The organism is Streptococcus oralis (assembly GCF_023110435.1).
In the GTDB taxonomy this organism is placed as follows: Bacteria; Bacillota; Bacilli; order Lactobacillales; family Streptococcaceae; genus Streptococcus; species Streptococcus oralis_CF.
In genome coordinates this window covers 830,958-846,986 of record NZ_JALDWB010000001.1, presented here as the reverse complement: position 1 = coordinate 846,986, position 16,029 = coordinate 830,958, and the positions used below count along the sequence as shown (strand labels likewise).

At 42.4% G+C, this 16,029-nt stretch carries 18 protein-coding genes, 1 pseudogene and 1 other annotated feature; of the genes and pseudogenes, 18 read left to right on the top strand and 1 reads right to left on the bottom strand.

The window, feature by feature from the left end:
- The 8 genes from M1F97_RS04250 to M1F97_RS04215 all read left to right on the top strand — a co-directional run.
- The coding region (locus M1F97_RS04250; RefSeq protein WP_247944303.1) for an LPXTG cell wall anchor domain-containing protein at positions 1-953 on the top strand (953 nt) is incomplete at its 5' end.
- A 253-nt stretch (positions 954-1,206) separates the two neighbouring features.
- Positions 1,207-2,541, top strand: coding sequence for a methylenetetrahydrofolate--tRNA-(uracil(54)-C(5))-methyltransferase (FADH(2)-oxidizing) TrmFO (gene trmFO / locus M1F97_RS04245; RefSeq protein ID WP_247944302.1), 1,335 nt, complete (start codon positions 1,207-1,209; stop codon positions 2,539-2,541).
- A gap of 83 nt (positions 2,542-2,624) precedes the next feature.
- The gene (gene pyrH, locus M1F97_RS04240) at positions 2,625-3,362 is read left to right on the top strand and encodes a UMP kinase (RefSeq protein WP_000002990.1); all 738 of its coding nucleotides are present in this window, start codon (positions 2,625-2,627) and stop codon (positions 3,360-3,362) included.
- Between the two features lie 7 nt (positions 3,363-3,369).
- Positions 3,370-3,927 (top strand): ribosome recycling factor, encoded by a 558-nt coding sequence (frr, locus tag M1F97_RS04235; protein WP_247944301.1) that lies wholly within the window; start codon positions 3,370-3,372, stop codon positions 3,925-3,927.
- A gap of 59 nt (positions 3,928-3,986) precedes the next feature.
- Positions 3,987-4,841 carry a CvfB family protein gene (gene cvfB, locus M1F97_RS04230; protein ID WP_247944300.1) on the top strand — a complete coding sequence of 285 codons (855 nt, stop codon included), beginning with the start codon at positions 3,987-3,989 and terminating at the stop codon, positions 4,839-4,841.
- An 11-nt stretch (positions 4,842-4,852) separates the two neighbouring features.
- Positions 4,853-5,458: a GrpB family protein gene (locus tag M1F97_RS04225; protein WP_247944299.1), complete on the top strand. Its 606-nt coding sequence runs from the start codon at positions 4,853-4,855 to the stop codon at positions 5,456-5,458.
- On the top strand, positions 5,455-5,670 hold the full coding sequence (locus M1F97_RS04220; RefSeq protein WP_001232084.1) for a YozE family protein: 216 nt from the start codon (positions 5,455-5,457) through the stop codon (positions 5,668-5,670). The genes M1F97_RS04225 and M1F97_RS04220 overlap by 4 nt, the downstream gene beginning before the upstream one ends.
- An 80-nt stretch (positions 5,671-5,750) precedes the next feature.
- On the top strand, positions 5,751-6,737 hold the full coding sequence (locus M1F97_RS04215) for a PhoH family protein (protein WP_247944298.1): 987 nt from the start codon (positions 5,751-5,753) through the stop codon (positions 6,735-6,737).
- Between the two features lie 61 nt (positions 6,738-6,798).
- Here the strand turns inward: M1F97_RS04215 and ald are convergent, their stop codons facing one another.
- A complete protein-coding gene (ald, locus tag M1F97_RS04210) occupies positions 6,799-7,911 on the bottom strand; it encodes an alanine dehydrogenase (RefSeq protein WP_247944297.1) in 1,113 nt (370 codons plus the stop codon).
- Between the two features lie 179 nt (positions 7,912-8,090).
- On the opposite strand from ald, the gene M1F97_RS04205 reads away from it, so the two are divergent.
- From M1F97_RS04205 to M1F97_RS04160, 10 genes and pseudogenes are all read left to right on the top strand, one after another.
- Positions 8,091-8,660, top strand: coding sequence for a GNAT family N-acetyltransferase (locus tag M1F97_RS04205; protein WP_247944296.1), 570 nt, complete (start codon positions 8,091-8,093; stop codon positions 8,658-8,660).
- Positions 8,661-8,726: 66 nt separating this feature from the next.
- The gene (locus M1F97_RS04200) at positions 8,727-9,377 is read left to right on the top strand and encodes a helix-hairpin-helix domain-containing protein (protein ID WP_247944295.1); all 651 of its coding nucleotides are present in this window, start codon (positions 8,727-8,729) and stop codon (positions 9,375-9,377) included.
- Positions 9,361-11,601: a DNA internalization-related competence protein ComEC/Rec2 gene (locus tag M1F97_RS04195; RefSeq protein ID WP_247944294.1), complete on the top strand. Its 2,241-nt coding sequence runs from the start codon at positions 9,361-9,363 to the stop codon at positions 11,599-11,601. The genes M1F97_RS04200 and M1F97_RS04195 overlap by 17 nt, the downstream gene beginning before the upstream one ends.
- Positions 11,602-11,673: 72 nt before the next feature.
- Positions 11,674-11,805, top strand: a sequence feature (ribosomal protein L20 leader region).
- 15 nt (positions 11,806-11,820) lie between these two features.
- Positions 11,821-12,351, top strand: a complete 531-nt coding sequence (infC, locus tag M1F97_RS04190) for a translation initiation factor IF-3 (protein ID WP_000848184.1) — start codon at positions 11,821-11,823, stop codon at positions 12,349-12,351.
- Positions 12,352-12,383: 32 nt separating this feature from the next.
- Positions 12,384-12,584, top strand: a complete 201-nt coding sequence (gene rpmI, locus M1F97_RS04185; protein WP_001125942.1) for a 50S ribosomal protein L35 — start codon at positions 12,384-12,386, stop codon at positions 12,582-12,584.
- Between the two features lie 51 nt (positions 12,585-12,635).
- Positions 12,636-12,995 carry a 50S ribosomal protein L20 gene (gene rplT / locus M1F97_RS04180; protein WP_000124830.1) on the top strand — a complete coding sequence of 120 codons (360 nt, stop codon included), beginning with the start codon at positions 12,636-12,638 and terminating at the stop codon, positions 12,993-12,995.
- A 58-nt stretch (positions 12,996-13,053) separates the two neighbouring features.
- The gene (gloA, locus tag M1F97_RS04175; protein WP_247944293.1) at positions 13,054-13,434 is read left to right on the top strand and encodes a lactoylglutathione lyase; all 381 of its coding nucleotides are present in this window, start codon (positions 13,054-13,056) and stop codon (positions 13,432-13,434) included.
- Between the two features lie 246 nt (positions 13,435-13,680).
- A complete protein-coding gene (locus M1F97_RS04170; RefSeq protein ID WP_084947748.1) occupies positions 13,681-14,481 on the top strand; it encodes a dihydroorotate dehydrogenase electron transfer subunit in 801 nt (266 codons plus the stop codon).
- A complete protein-coding gene (locus M1F97_RS04165) occupies positions 14,444-15,430 on the top strand; it encodes a dihydroorotate dehydrogenase (RefSeq protein WP_247944292.1) in 987 nt (328 codons plus the stop codon). Before M1F97_RS04170 ends, M1F97_RS04165 begins: the two co-directional genes overlap by 38 nt.
- A gap of 131 nt (positions 15,431-15,561) precedes the next feature.
- Positions 15,562-16,029, top strand: a pseudogene (locus tag M1F97_RS04160) (glucosaminidase domain-containing protein); the annotation flags it as partial.

Sequence of the window (16,029 nt, the reverse complement as noted above, 5' to 3'; positions counted from 1 at the left end):
AATCAGCAAGCACAAGCTTGAGCAACAGCGTATCTGCATCAATCAGTGCATCTGAATCAGCAAGCAACAACTCAAGTAGTACTTCAGTTTCAACAAGTACTTCAGTAAGCTTGAGTAACAGCGTAAGTACATCTACATCACTTAGCAATAGCGTTTCAAGCAGTTTGAGTACAAGTGCGTCACAACAATCTAACTCATTCAGCTATAGTAAGGGTGAGCCAACAAGCGAATCTAAGCCAGAGTTTAACCTTCCTAGCTACCTTGAATCTGTAAGTGCAAGTGAATCAGTTTCACTCAGCAAATCAGTAAGTGTGTCATTGAGCGATAGTACTTCAGCATCAATCAGCACAAGTGAATCAGTTTCAACAAGCACAAGCTTGAGTGACAGCATTTCAGCTTCAATCAGTGCAAGCAACAACTCAGGTAGCGGTTCAGGTTCAGCAAGCACAAGCAATGGTTCAGCTAGTCAATCAGCTAGCGCATCAGTAAGCTCAAGCCAAAGCGCTTCAGCATCTGTATCAGCTAGCCAATCAGCTTCAGCTTCAATCAGTGCAAGCAACAACTCAGGTAGCGGTTCAGGTTCAACAAGTACAAGCAATGGTTCAGGCAATGCCTCAACTTCAGCAAGTACTTCAGCAAGCTTGAGTAACAGCGTAAGTGCTTCAATCAGCACAAGTGAATCAGTTTCAACAAGCACAAGCATGAGCAACAGCGCAAGTACCTCAGCTAGCTTGTCTGACAGTGCTTCAATCTCAAGTGCATTGAACCACTCACAAGCTCCTGCACAACAACCTGCTGGACCAGGACGTTCAAACGGTAGAAAACTTCCAAATACAGGAACTGCAAGTAACCAATTTGCTGGTCTTGGATTAGGAGTAGCTGCCTTGGCAACTGCCTCTCTTCTTGGCAAGAAGAAGAAATCAGCAGCTTCTGAAATGGATTTAGAAGACTAAGTCCCAAAAATCGACTAAAATGAAATTGTTGATATCATTTTAGCGATGAAAACAAGAACCCCAGATGACTCAAGGCTATCTGGGGTTTATTTGTGGACTTATTTTTAATCTATAGGCCTTTTTAGTTCTTTCTGTCTACCTTTTTTGTTATACTAGTAGGAGTGATTATTTATAGAAAGTTTATGGGAGGCTGTTACTAAAAGCCTGAAAAAGGAAGAACGGATTTTTCTCCCATAATGGTAAAAAAAGTCTTATGTCTCAATCTTATATCAATGTTATCGGAGCGGGATTGGCTGGTTCTGAAGCAGCCTACCAAATCGCAGAGCGTGGTATTCCAGTTAAACTCTATGAAATGCGAGGCATCAAGTCAACGCCCCAGCACAAAACAGACAATTTTGCTGAGTTGGTTTGTTCCAATTCCTTGCGTGGAGATGCTCTGACAAATGCTGTTGGGCTTCTCAAGGAAGAAATGCGTCGTTTGGGTTCTGTTATCTTGGAATCTGCTGAGGCAACACGAGTTCCTGCTGGTGGAGCCCTTGCAGTGGACCGTGACGGTTTCTCCCAAATGGTGACCGAAAAAGTAGCCAACCATCCCTTGATTGAAGTGGTTCGTGATGAAATTACAGAATTACCAACAGATGTTATTACAGTTGTCGCTACTGGTCCTTTGACTAGTGATGCCCTTGCTGAAAAGATTCATGCTCTTAATGGCGGTGACGGTTTTTATTTCTACGATGCTGCAGCGCCGATTATCGATGTCAATACTATTGATATGAGCAAGGTCTATCTCAAATCTCGTTATGATAAGGGAGAGGCGGCCTACCTCAACGCTCCTATGACCAAACAAGAATTTATGGATTTCCATGAAGCCTTGGTCAATGCGGAAGAAGCACCGCTGAATTCTTTTGAAAAAGAAAAGTACTTTGAAGGTTGTATGCCTATCGAAGTCATGGCCAAACGTGGCATTAAAACCATGCTTTATGGTCCTATGAAACCAGTTGGTCTGGAGTACCCAGACGACTATATGGGGCCTCGTGATGGAGAGTTTAAAACACCGTATGCTGTTGTCCAACTTCGTCAGGACAATGCGGCTGGTAGCCTTTACAATATCGTTGGTTTCCAAACCCACCTCAAATGGGGAGAACAAAAGCGTGTCTTCCAAATGATTCCAGGTCTTGAAAATGCTGAGTTTGTCCGTTATGGGGTCATGCACCGCAATTCTTACATGGATTCACCAAATCTTCTGGAGCAGACTTACCGTTCTAAGAAACAGCCAAACCTCTTCTTTGCTGGTCAAATGACGGGTGTAGAAGGTTATGTTGAGTCAGCAGCTTCAGGATTAGTTGCAGGTATTAATGCGGCTCGACTCTTCAAGGGTGAAAGTGAAGCTATCTTCCCAGAGACCACAGCGATTGGAAGTCTGGCTCATTACATCACTCACGCTGATAGCAAACATTTCCAACCAATGAATGTCAATTTTGGGATTATCAAGGAATTGGAAGGCGAGCGTATCCGTGATAAAAAGGCTCGTTATGAAAAAATTGCAGAGCGTGCCCTTACCGACTTAGAGGAATTTTTAACGGTCTAATTTTTTTGAAAGAATTGCTCATGATACTATAAAAATCTTAGAAATTGTGATAAAATAGGTAGGATAAAAAAAGGAGAGTAAAAATGGCTAACCCCAAGTATAAACGTATTTTAATCAAGTTATCAGGTGAGGCTCTTGCAGGTGAACGTGGCGTAGGGATTGATATCCAAACAGTTCAAAAAATTGCAAAAGAGATTCAAGAAGTTCATAGTTTAGGTATCGAAATTGCCCTTGTTATTGGTGGAGGAAATCTCTGGCGTGGGGAACCTGCAGCAGAAGCAGGAATGGACCGCGTTCAGGCAGATTATACAGGAATGCTTGGGACTGTTATGAATGCACTTGTAATGGCAGATTCATTGCAGCAAGTTGGTGTCGATACGCGTGTTCAAACAGCTATTTCTATGCAACAAGTGGCAGAACCTTATGTACGTGGACGTGCTCTTCGCCACCTTGAAAAAGGCCGTATCGTTATCTTTGGTGCTGGAATTGGTTCACCTTACTTCTCAACAGATACAACAGCGGCCCTTCGTGCAGCTGAAATTGAAGCGGATGCCATCCTTATGGCTAAAAATGGCGTAGATGGTGTTTACAATGCCGATCCTAAGAAAGACAAGACAGCCGTTAAGTTTGAAGAATTGACTCACCGTGATGTTATCAACAAAGGTCTTCGTATCATGGACTCAACAGCTTCAACCCTCTCTATGGACAACGACATTGACTTGGTCGTCTTCAACATGAACCAACCAGGCAACATCAAACGTGTCGTATTTGGTGAAAATATCGGAACAACAGTTTCAAACAATATCGAAGAAAAGGAATAAGAAAATTATGGCTAACGCAATTGTAGAAAAAGCTAAAGAGAGAATGACCCAGTCTCACCAATCACTTGCTCGTGAATTTGGTGGTATCCGTGCAGGTCGTGCCAACGCAAGCTTGCTAGACCGTATCCACGTAGAATACTATGGAGTCGAAACTCCTCTTAACCAAATCGCTTCAATTACCATCCCAGAAGCACGTGTCTTGTTGGTAACACCATTTGACAAGTCTTCATTGAAAGACATCGAACGTGCCTTGAACGCTTCTGACCTTGGTATCACACCAGCTAATGACGGTTCTGTGATCCGCTTGGTTATCCCTGCTCTTACTGAAGAGACTCGTCGTGACCTTGCTAAAGAAGTGAAGAAGGTTGGTGAAAGTGCTAAAGTGGCTGTCCGTAACATCCGCCGCGACGCTATGGACGAAGCTAAAAAGCAAGAAAAAGCAAAAGAAATAACTGAAGACGAATTGAAGACTCTTGAAAAAGATATTCAAAAAGTAACAGACGATGCTGTGAAACACATCGACGATATGACTGCCAATAAAGAAAAAGAACTCTTGGAAGTCTAAAAATAAACAGAAAAACTCAGTTGGCATTGCTGGCTGAGTTTTATTCGAAAGAAGGAAATATGAATACAAATCTTGCAAGTTTTATCGTTGGACTTATCATCGATGAAAATGACCGTTTTTACTTTGTGCAAAAGGATGGTCAAACTTATGCTCTTGCTAAGGAAGAAGGCCAACACACAGTAGGGGATACAGTCAAAGGTTTTGCCTATACCGATATGAAGCAGAAACTCCGCTTGACCACTCTAGAAGTGACTGCCACTCAGGAACAATTTGGCTGGGGAACTGTAACGGAAGTTCGTAAGGACTTGGGTGTTTTTGTCGATACTGGTCTACCTGATAAGGAAATCGTTGTGTCACTCGATATCCTTCCTGAGCTCAAGGAACTCTGGCCTAAGAAAGGTGATAAACTTTACATCCGTCTTGAAGTGGACAAGAAAGATCGCATCTGGGGACTCTTGGCTTATCAGGAAGATTTCCAACGCCTGGCTCGTCCTGCTTACAACAACATGCAGAACCAAAACTGGCCAGCCATTGTTTACCGCCTTAAGCTGTCAGGGACCTTTGTCTATCTGCCAGAGAATAACATGCTTGGTTTTATCCATCCTAGCGAGCGCTACGCAGAGCCACGACTGGGTCAAGTTTTAGATGCGCGGGTCATTGGTTTCCGTGAAGTGGACCGTACTCTTAACCTCTCGCTCAAACCACGTTCTTTTGAAATGTTGGAAAATGATGCTCAGATGATTTTGACATACTTGGAAAGCAATGGCGGTTTCATGACCTTGAATGATAAGTCGTCTCCTGAGGACATCAAGGCAACCTTTGGTATCTCTAAAGGTCAGTTCAAGAAAGCACTCGGCGGCTTGATGAAGGCTGGTAAAATCAAACAAGACCAGTTTGGTACAGAGTTGATTTAAGCCTTATAGACATGATAAAGAAACTTGAAGAAATGAGTTTAGAGGAACTCTGGCAACTTTTTCCTATTTTTCTAGTAGAGCACAAATCAGAGTGGAAAGACTGGTATGAATCGGAAAAAGCAAATCTGAAAAAAATATTGGGTGCAAATGTTATTAAAAGAATAGAACATATCGGTAGTACTGCTATCCCTAATATTTGGGCCAAAAATATCGTTGATATTCTGCTAGAAGTAGGTAGAATAGGGGATTTAGCAAGAGTTAGGGATTTATTGGTGAAGAATGGGTGGCTAGTGATGTCGGAAAGTCCTAACAGGATTTCGCTAAATAAAGGATATACAGAGCAGGGATTTGCTGAGAAAGTTTTTCATTTACATTTGCGAATGATGGGAGATCATGACGAGATTTATTTTAGAGATTATCTCTGCCAGCATCCAGATATTGCCCAAGCGTATCAGGAATTAAAACTAAGTTTGTGGAAAAAATTTGAACACAATCGAGACGCCTATACTGGTGCTAAAACAGATTTTATAAACCATTACGTTTCAGAGGCTAAGTCCAGTAATTTTCAAGAATCAGAAAAGTGTCATCAAAAAACTCTTGATAGGAGAAAGAATTGAGAAAATCATTTTACACTTGGCTCATGACCGAGCGCAATCCTAAAAGTAACAGTCCTAAAGCCATCTTGGCAGACCTCGCTTTTGAGGAGTCAGCCTTCCCAAAACACACGGATGATTTTGATGAGGTGAGTCGCTTTTTGGAGGAACATGCCAGTTTCTCTTTTAACCTAGGAGACTTTGACGCCATCTGGCAAGAGTATTTAGAACACTAGAGACAATGAGATGAGGCTAGTATTTTATTGTTCTCTTTGCTATAATAAAAAGAAATAAACGAATTAGAGAGGTTCTTTATTTGAAGGAACATTCAATAGACATTCAACTGAGTCATCCAGATGACTTGTTTCATCTTTTTGGTTCCAATGAACGCCATCTTCGTTTGATGGAAGAAGAGCTCGATGTGGTGATTCATGCCCGTACGGAGATTGTCCAGGTTTTGGGAGAAGAGACTGCCTGTGAGGAAGCCCGTCAGGTTATCCAGGCATTGATGGTTTTGGTGAATAGAGGAATAACGGTTGGCACGCCAGATGTAGTGACTGCGATTAGCATGGTCAAAAACGATGAAATCGACAAGTTTGTCGCCCTTTACGAAGAAGAAATTATCAAAGACAATACTGGGAAACCGATCCGTGTCAAAACCTTGGGTCAAAAGCTTTATGTGGACAGTGTCAAACAGCATGATGTGACCTTTGGAATCGGACCTGCAGGGACAGGGAAGACCTTTCTTGCAGTGACTTTGGCTGTGACAGCCCTTAAACGTGGGCAGGTCAAGCGAATTATCCTAACTCGTCCAGCAGTGGAAGCAGGAGAGAGTCTTGGATTTCTTCCAGGTGATCTCAAGGAGAAGGTGGACCCTTACCTTCGACCTGTTTATGATGCCTTGTATCAGATTCTCGGCAAAGACCAGACGACTCGTCTTATGGAGCGTGAAATTATCGAAATCGCTCCCCTTGCCTACATGCGTGGTCGGACCTTGGATGATGCCTTTGTCATTCTGGATGAGGCGCAAAATACGACCATCATGCAGATGAAGATGTTCTTGACTCGTTTAGGTTTTAATTCTAAGATGATTGTCAATGGAGATATCAGTCAGATTGACCTACCGCGAAATGTCAAGTCTGGTTTGATTGATGCTCAAGAAAAGCTCAAGAACATTCACCAGATCGACTTTGTTCATTTTTCAGCTAAGGATGTGGTTCGCCATCCAGTTGTCGCTCAGATTATCCGAGCCTATGAACCAGCTCCAGTTAAAAATGAAGAGAAGAACGAAGAAACAGAATAGCAAAAAGAGCAGTTCAGATGAAACTGCTCTTTATCGTATCTGTGTTAACTAGTTAATGTTTTTAGACAAGTTCATCAATCGAAGTGTGATCCTTATCTAGCCCTTGAGCAACTGGAAGACTAGTCAAGTAACCTTGGTAAGTTGTAACTCCTTCACGTAAGCCTTGATCTTCAGTGATTGCCTTCTTAAAACCTTTTCCTGCTAAGGCTTCGATGTAAGGAAGGGTGACATTGGTCAGGGCAATGGTCGAAGTACGGGCAACCGCACCAGGGATATTGGCAACGGCATAGTGGAGAACACCATGTTTTTCATAGACAGGTTCATCGTGCGTTGTCACACGGTCAGCTGTTTCGATAACACCACCTTGGTCAACAGCAACGTCAACGATGACAGAGCCTGGACGCATTTGTTTGACCATCTCATCTGTCACCAGTTTCGGAGCTTTAGCACCAGGGATGAGAACGGCTCCAATCACCACATCAGCGTCTTTCACACTTGCTTCGATGTTGAAAGAATTGGACATAAGAGTTTGGATTTGGTTTCCGAAGACTTCTTCTAGAACTGAGAGTCGTTTGGCACTGATATCTAAAATAGTCACTTGTGCACCAAGTCCAAGGGCGATGCGGGCAGCATGCGTCCCGACGACCCCACCACCGATGATGGTTACTTTTCCTTTTGGAACACCCGGCACACCACCTAGTAGGACACCAGAACCACCAGCTTGCTTAGTAAGGAAGTGGGCTCCGATTTGAACTGCCATACGACCGGCAACTTCACTCATAGGAACGAGGAGTGGTAGGTGACCTAGGGAGTCACGGACAGTCTCATAGGCAATTCCTGTTGTTTTTGCTGCTAGCATGGCATCTGCTAACTCTGGAGCAGCGGCCATGTGCAAGTAGGTGAAGAGGAGAAGGTCGTCGCGCAAGTAGCCATATTCAGAAGCTAGTGGTTCCTTTACTTTCACGACTAACTCAGCTGCCCAAGCTTCGTCAGCAGTAGCGACAATCTCAGCTCCTTGCTTTTGATAGTCTGCATCAGTAAATCCTGAACCGAGACCAGCATTTGTTTCGATGAGGACACGATGTCCACGAGAAACTAAGCTATGGACACCAGCAGGTGTGAGGGCGACACGGTTTTCATTATTTTTAATTTCTTTTGGAATTCCGATTAACATATAGGTTTACTCCATTTTCTAAATTCGGGTCTTTAAAATCAAACATCACAGAGAAACCCGATTATCGTGATGTTTTTATTTTATATAAATCTGTTTCGAAAATCAAGAAAAACTTTTGCTTTGATGAGCTTTTTTTGATAAGCTAGTAGGAAAATACTTGTAAATAGGGGGAAGTGTGTATGGAATCAATATTTGTGAAATTTGCCCAGTATCCATCTATAGAAACGGAGCGTTTATTGCTCCGACCTGTAACCTTGGATGATGCGGAAGCTATGTTTGAGTATGCCTCAGACAGAGAAAATACACGCTACACTTTTCCAACCAATCAAAGCCTAGAAGAAACCAAGAACAACATCGCTCAGCTCTACTTGGCCAATCCCTTGGGACGGTGGGGAATCGAACTAAAAAGCAATGGTCAGTTTATCGGAACCATTGATTTGCACAAGATTGATACTGTTCTTAAGAAGGCAGCTATTGGTTACATTATCAATAAAAAGTATTGGAATCAAGGATTGACAACAGAAGCCAATCGTGCTGTGATTGAGCTGGCTTTTGAGAAGATTGGAATGAACAAGTTGACCGCCCTACACGATAAAGATAATCCCGCATCTGGAAGAGTCATGGAGAAATCAGGTATGCTCTTTTCCCATGAAGAACCCTATGCCAGATTGGACAAAGAAGAACCAGGCCGAATCGTTACAAGAGTTCATTATGTCTTGACCAAGGAAGACTATTTTGCAAATAAATAAGCAGTTGAAAAGAAATTTTCAACTGTTTTTTCTTCCTCTTACGAATAACTTAAGAGAGGAGAAAATATGGAAGCAATTATCGAGAAAATCAAAGAGTATAAAATCATTGTCATCTGTGCAGGTCTGGGCTTGCTTGTAGGCGGATTTTTCCTACTAAAACCAACGTCACAAACACCTGTCAAGGAAACGAATTTGCAGGCTGAAGTTGCAGCTGTTTCAAAGGATTCATCTACCGAAAAAGAAGTGAAAAAGGAGGAAAAGGAAGAGCCTCTGGAACAAGATCAGATCACAGTGGATGTAAAAGGTGCTGTCAAATCGCCAGGGATTTATGATTTGCCAGTAGGGAGTCGGATTCATGATGCCGTTCAGAAGGCAGGTGGCTTGACAGAGGAGGCAGATAGCAAGTCGCTCAATCTTGCTCAGAAAGTCAGTGACGAGGTTCTTGTCTATGTTCCAACTAAGGGAGAAGAAGCAGTTAGTCAGCAGGCTGCCTCTGGAACGACTCCTTCGACAAGTAAAGAAAAGAAGGTCAACCTCAATAAAGCTAGTCTGGAAGAACTTAAGCAGGTCAAGGGCTTGGGAGGAAAACGAGCCCAAGATATTATCGACCATCGTGAGGCAAATGGCAAGTTCAAGTCGGTAGACGAACTCAAGAAGGTCTCTGGTATTGGAGCCAAGACTATAGAAAATTTAAAAGACTATGTTACAGTGGACTAAGAGTTTCCCTATCCCCCTAATCTATCTGAGTTTTTTATTGCTTTGGCTTTACTATGCTATTTTTGGAGCGTCCTATCTCGCACTGCTAGGTTTTGTTTTTTTGCTGGTCTGCCTCTTTTTCCAATTTCCTTGGAAATTGGCTGGTAAAGTTTTAGCGATTTGTGGCTTCTTTGGCTTCTGGTTTTTGTTTCAAACTTGGCAGCAGAGTCAAGCTAGTCAAGACTTAGTCGCTTATGTTGAAAAGGTGAGGATTTTACCAGATACCATTAAGGTTAATGGAGATAGTCTGTCATTTCGGGGCAAGGCTGACGGCCGTACCTTCCAAATTTACTATAAACTCCAGTCCGAGGAGGAGAAAGAGCACTTTCAGGCCTTAACAGATCTTCATGAGATTGAACTAGAAGGAAAACTTTCCGAGCCAGAAGGACAGAGAAATTTTGGTGGATTTGACTACCAAGCCTATCTAAAGACTCAAGGAATTTACCAAACTTTGACTATCAAGAGTATCCAGTCAATGAAACAGGTTAGAAGATGGGATATAGGAGAAAATCTGTCTGGTTTACGTCGGAAGGCTGTAGTTTGGATCAAGATGCACTTTCCAGATCCTATGCGCAACTATATGACAGGTCTTCTTTTAGGACATTTGGACACGGACTTTGAGGAGATGAATGAGCTTTATTCCAGTCTTGGAATTATTCACCTTTTTGCCTTATCAGGTATGCAGGTGGGCTTCTTTATGGATGCCTTTAAGAAACTCCTCTTGCGATTGGGCTTGACTCAAGAAAAGTTGAAGTGGCTGACCTATCCCTTTTCCCTTATCTATGCAGGTCTGACAGGATTTTCAGCCTCAGTCATTCGCAGTCTCTTGCAAAAGTTACTGGCTCAACATGGTGTTAAGGGCTTGGACAATTTTGCCTTGACGGTGCTTGTCCTCTTTATCATCATGCCCAACTTTTTCCTGACAGCAGGAGGAGTCTTGTCCTGCGCTTATGCTTTTATCTTGACTATGACAAGCAAAGAAGGGGAGGGGCTCAAGGCTGTTGCCAGAGAAAGTTTGGTTATTTCTTTGGGAATATTGCCCATTCTATCCTTCTATTTTGCAGAATTTCAGCCTTGGTCTATCCTTTTGACCTTTGTCTTTTCCTTTCTGTTTGATGTGGTATTCTTACCGCTTTTGTCCATCTTATTTATTCTCTCTTTTGTTTACCCAGTCACTCAGTTTAACCTTATCTTTGAGTGGTTGGAGAACATCATTCGCTTGGTATCGCAGCTGGCAAGTAGGCCCCTGGTCTTTGGTCAACCCAACGCATGGCTGTTGATTCTACTGTTAATTTCCTTGGCAATACTGTATGATTTTAGGAAAAACATCAAAAGAGTAGCTGGAGTCAGCTTATTGATTATAGGTCTCTTTTTCCTAACCAAACATCCGCTGGAAAATGAAATCACCATGCTGGATGTCGGGCAAGGAGAAAGTATTTTCCTACGGGATGTAACTGGGAAAACCATTCTCATAGACGTGGGAGGCAAGGCAGAGTCTGATAAGAAAATCGAAAAATGGCAAGAAAAGGCGACGACCAGCAATGCCCAGCGAACCGTGATTCCCTATCTAAAAAGTCGCGGAGTAGCCAAAATTGACCAGCTGATTTTGACCAATACAGACAAGGAACATGTTGGTGATTTGCTGGAGGTGACCAAGGCTTTCCATGTCGGGGAGATTTTAGTATCAAAAGGAAATTTGACACAGAAGGAATTTGTAGCGGAACTAGAAGCAAGTCAAAACAAGGTACGTAGTGTGGCAGCTGGGGAGAATTTCCCGATTTTTGGCAGTCACTTAGAAGTCCTATCTCCAAGGCAGATTGGAGATAGGGATCGTGATGGTTCCCTGGTTCTTTATGGAAAACTCTTAGATAAGCACTTTCTCTTCACAGGAAATTTGAAAGAGAAGGGAGAGAAGGAACTTTTAAAGCAATACCCTAACTTAGAGGTGGATGTCTTGAAAGCAGGCCAACATGGTGCTAAAACCTCATCAAATCCAGCTTTTCTAGAAAAACTCAAACCAGAGATTACTCTCATTTCAGTTGGAAAAAACAATCGTGCGAAACTCCCCCATCAGGAAACCTTGACACGACTGGAAAGTATCAAGAGTAAGATTTACCGAACTGACCAGCAAGGGGCTATCCGCTTTAAAGGATGGAATAGTTGTAGAATTGAAACGGTTCGATAAAATAGACAAACTTTTCGAAAAATTGACTTTTTATCTTGACAAGGGATAGAAAACTTGGTATCATATAAAAGTTGAGAAAAGCAGAAGTGAGAGCTTCTCGCCTTGTGACATCAAGTTGCCTGGCCCTACGGATGAAAAGTTTCTAAGAAACGCTATCATAACGTGCGGGCTTGTATCATTACGAGTCCGCTATTGTTTTTCTCTAATAATAAAAAAGAGGTGAAAACCATAGCAAAGCAAGACTTATTCATCAATGATGAAATTCGTGTACGTGAAGTTCGCTTGATCGGTCTTGAGGGAGAACAGCTAGGTATCAAGCCACTCAGCGAAGCGCAAGCATTGGCTGATAGTGCAAATGTTGACTTAGTATTGATTCAACCCCAAGCAAAACCGCCTGTTGCTAAAATTATGGACTACGGTAAGTTCAAATTTGAGTATCAGAAAAAGCAAAAAGAACAACGTAAAAAACAAAGTGTTGTTACTGTGAAAGAAGTTCGTCTGAGTCCAACTATCGACAAGGGTGACTTTGACACAAAACTTCGCAATGCACGTAAATTCCTTGAAAAAGGAAATAAAGTTAAGGTATCTATCCGCTTTAAGGGTCGTATGATTACCCATAAAGAGATTGGTGCAAAAGTTTTAGCCGAGTTTGCTGAAGCAACACAAGATATTGCCATCATCGAACAACGAGCTAAGATGGATGGACGCCAAATGTTCATGCAATTGGCGCCAGCAACTGACAAAAAATAATTGTCAGAAAGTTAAATAAAGGAGAAAAAATCATGCCAAAACAAAAAACACACCGCGCATCAGCTAAACGTTTCAAACGTACAGGTTCTGGTGGACTTAAACGTTTCCGTGCTTACACTTCTCACCGTTTCCACGGAAAAACTAAGAAACAACGTCGTCATCTTCGTAAAGCATCTATGGTGCATTCAGGAGATTTCAAACGTATCAAAGCAATGCTTACTCGCTTGAAATAATAGCCTAATAGTAAGTAAACAATTCTAGGAAATATTTGGAGGAAATAAAACATGGCACGTGTTAAAGGTGGCGTTGTATCACGCAAACGTCGTAAACGTATTCTTAAATTAGCAAAAGGTTACTATGGAGCTAAACACATCTTGTTCCGTACTGCAAAAGAACAAGTAATGAACTCTTACTACTATGCATACCGTGACCGTCGTCAGAAAAAACGTGACTTCCGTAAATTGTGGATCACTCGTATCAATGCGGCAGCTCGTTTGAACGGACTTTCATACTCACAATTGATGCATGGTTTGAAATTGGCTGAAATCGAAGTTAACCGTAAAATGCTTGCTGACTTGGCTGTTAACGATGCAGCAGCTTTCACAGCTCTTGCAGATGCAGCTAAAGCAAAACTTGGTAAATAATAATTGATAAGACTGGAACAGGATTGTCCCAGTCTTTTTAAAAATAAAGGAGAAAGCTATGGCTTCAAAAATGCTACACACTTGTTTGCGAGTAGAAAACCTTGAAAAATCAATCGCATTTTATCAAGATGCTTTTGGATTTAAAGAATTGCGTCGCAGAGATTTTCCAGATTATGCCTTCACCATTGTCTATTTAGGACTTGATGGTGATGACTACGAGTTGGAGTTGACCTATAACTATGACCACGGTCCTTATGTGGTAGGTGATGGCTTTGCCCATATTGCCCTCAGTACACCTGACCTTGAGGCGCTTCATCAAGAACATAGCGCGAAGGGCTATGAGGTTACAGCGCCTAATGGACTTCCAGGAACTCAACCAAACTATTACTTTGTCAAGGATCCTGATGGCTACAAGGTTGAAGTCATTCGTGAAAAATAATCCAGTAAGGTCAAGTAGAATGTTCGTTTTCTACTTGACTTTTTTTCTTTGAAAGAGTATACTAATACAAATTTAACCTTTAAGGGGAGTCCAGAGAGACTCACAAGGTGTCAGATAAAAGTGATAGGGAACTCTCTGTGGAGACTTTTTAAGTGTGCGCATGAGTTCTGTCCTATCTCGACTGAGACCTTGCTATTGCAAGGTCTTTTCTTTATCTGATCCCCTTAAAATTTAAGGAGGAAAATCATGAATCCCACATGTAAGAAGCGTTTGGGTGCGATTCGTTTGGAAACCATGAAGGTGGTTGCACAGGAGGAAATTGCGCCAGCAATCTTTGAATTAGTCCTAGAAGGGGAGATGGTTGAAGCGATGCGAGCAGGTCAATTTCTACATTTGCGTGTGCCTGATGATGCCCATCTCTTGCGTCGTCCTATTTCAATTTCGTCTATTGACAAGGCTAAGAAGCAGTGTCGGCTCATTTATCGGATTGAAGGTGCTGGGACAGCTATTTTTTCAACATTAAGTCAGGGTGATACACTTGATGTGATGGGACCTCAGGGGAACGGTTTTGACTTGTCTGATCTGGACGACCAGAGCCAAGTTCTCCTCGTTGGTGGGGGGATTGGTGTTCCGCCCTTGCTTGAGGTAGCCAAGGAATTGTATGCGCGTGGGGTGAAAGTAGTAACAGTTCTCGGTTTTGCTAACAAGGATGCTGTTATTCTCGAAAAGGAATTGGCCCAATATGGTCAGGTCTTTGTAACGACAGATGATGGTTCTTATGGCATCAAGGGAAATGTGTCCGTCGTCATCAATGAATTAGAAAATCAGTTTGACGCCGTCTACTCATGTGGGGCTCCAGGAATGATGAAGTACATCAATCAAAGGTTTTATGACCACCCAAGAGCCTATCTATCTCTAGAATCTCGTATGGCTTGTGGGATGGGAGCTTGCTATGCCTGTGTCCTAAAAGTGCCAGATAGTGAGACTGTCAGTCAACGCGTCTGTGAAGATGGCCCTGTTTTTCGCACAGGGACAGTTGTATTATAAGGAGAAAGTCATGACTACAAATCGTTTACAAGTTTCTCTACCTGGCTTGGATTTGAAAAATCCCATCATTCCAGCATCAGGCTGTTTTGGTTTTGGTCAAGAATATGCCAAGTACTATGATTTAGACCTTTTAGGATCTATTATGATCAAGGCGACGACCCTTGAACCGCGTTTTGGCAATCCAACTCCCAGGGTGGCAGAGACCCCTGCTGGTATGCTCAATGCAATCGGCTTGCAAAATCCGGGTTTAGAAGCTGTTTTGGCTGAAAAACTGCCTTGGCTGGAAAGAGAGTATCCTACGCTTCCCATCATCGCCAATGTTGCAGGCTTTTCAAAACAAGAGTATGCTTCCATTTCTCAGGGAATTTCCAAGGCAGCAAATGTAAAAGCTATCGAGCTTAATATCTCCTGCCCGAATGTAGATCACGGCAATCATGGACTTCTGATTGGGCAAGATCCTGACTTGGCTTATGAAGTGGTAAAGGCAGCTGTGGAAGCCTCTGATGTGCCAGTTTATGTTAAGTTAACCCCTAGCGTGACGGATATTGTCACCGTCGCCAAAGCCGCAGAAGATGCGGGAGCAAGTGGCTTAACCATGATCAATACTCTAGTCGGTATGCGCTTTGACCTCAAAACCAGAAAGCCAATCCTAGCCAATGGAACGGGTGGGATGTCAGGCCCAGCAGTCTTTCCAGTAGCCCTCAAACTCATCCGACAAGTTGCCCAAACAACAGACCTGCCCATCATTGGAATGGGAGGAGTGGATTCGGCAGAGGCTGCACTAGAAATGTATCTGGCTGGAGCGTCTGCCATCGGAGTTGGAACAGCCAACTTTACCAATCCTTATGCCTGTCCTGATATTATCGAACATCTACCAAAAGTCATGGACAAATATGGCATTAGCAGTTTGGAAGATCTCCGTAAGGAAGTCAAAGCCAGTCTGAGATAAGCTAGGTCTTCCTTATTGTCAACAAGAAATAGAATCTTCATCAATTTGTAATATTTCCGTTAGTCAACTATGTTACAATAGGTTTTATAAAATAGTAATAGTGTAGATAGTTTTCTACTGAGGAGAATAAAATGAAGAAGATACTACTTGCAAGTACTGTCGTTCTTTCTATGGCAGGATTTGCAAAGACATCTGTATATGCTGAAGAATCTCAGGTTACGAAAAAAACTCAGACTACAGATGTAGTCGAGAAAAAAGAGGAAGCTACTCCCAAGAAAGAAGTTCCTAAAGTCGAGGCGAAGAAAGAGCCAGCTGTAAAAGAGGAAAATTCTTCTAAAGATGACTCATCCAAAAAGAAAAAAAATGAGGACGTTATCAAGGAAGGTTGGAGAAAAGAGCAAGGAAACTGGCGTTTTTATGAAAATAACCAGCCCGTCGTAAACTGGAAAAAAATTAGTGGCACTTGGTATTACTTTGATAAAAACGGCATTATGCTCAGTAATACCATAGTTGATGATTACCTTGTCAAAGGTAGTGGTGCCATGGCAGAAAACGCTTGGGTGAAAATATCTGACAAGTGGTACTATGCAACAGCTTCA

Bases quoted from the DNA above. Each gene is read 5' to 3' on its own strand.
- M1F97_RS04165 (WP_247944292.1), top strand. From the start codon at position 14,444: ATGGCCCTGTTTTTCGCACAGGGACAGTTGTATTATAAGGAGAAAGTC.
- rpmI (WP_001125942.1), top strand. From the start codon at position 12,384: ATGCCAAAACAAAAAACACACCGCGCATCAGCTAAACGTTTCAAACGT.
- M1F97_RS04225 (WP_247944299.1), top strand. From the start codon at position 4,853: ATGATAAAGAAACTTGAAGAAATGAGTTTAGAGGAACTCTGGCAACTT.
- pyrH (WP_000002990.1), top strand. From the start codon at position 2,625: ATGGCTAACCCCAAGTATAAACGTATTTTAATCAAGTTATCAGGTGAG.
- trmFO (WP_247944302.1), top strand. From the start codon at position 1,207: ATGTCTCAATCTTATATCAATGTTATCGGAGCGGGATTGGCTGGTTCT.
- M1F97_RS04200 (WP_247944295.1), top strand. From the start codon at position 8,727: ATGGAAGCAATTATCGAGAAAATCAAAGAGTATAAAATCATTGTCATC.
- frr (WP_247944301.1), top strand. From the start codon at position 3,370: ATGGCTAACGCAATTGTAGAAAAAGCTAAAGAGAGAATGACCCAGTCT.
- M1F97_RS04205 (WP_247944296.1), top strand. From the start codon at position 8,091: ATGGAATCAATATTTGTGAAATTTGCCCAGTATCCATCTATAGAAACG.
- M1F97_RS04195 (WP_247944294.1), top strand. From the start codon at position 9,361: ATGTTACAGTGGACTAAGAGTTTCCCTATCCCCCTAATCTATCTGAGT.
- ald (WP_247944297.1), bottom strand. From the start codon at position 7,911: ATGTTAATCGGAATTCCAAAAGAAATTAAAAATAATGAAAACCGTGTC.
- cvfB (WP_247944300.1), top strand. From the start codon at position 3,987: ATGAATACAAATCTTGCAAGTTTTATCGTTGGACTTATCATCGATGAA.
- rplT (WP_000124830.1), top strand. From the start codon at position 12,636: ATGGCACGTGTTAAAGGTGGCGTTGTATCACGCAAACGTCGTAAACGT.
- M1F97_RS04170 (WP_084947748.1), top strand. From the start codon at position 13,681: ATGAATCCCACATGTAAGAAGCGTTTGGGTGCGATTCGTTTGGAAACC.
- gloA (WP_247944293.1), top strand. From the start codon at position 13,054: ATGGCTTCAAAAATGCTACACACTTGTTTGCGAGTAGAAAACCTTGAA.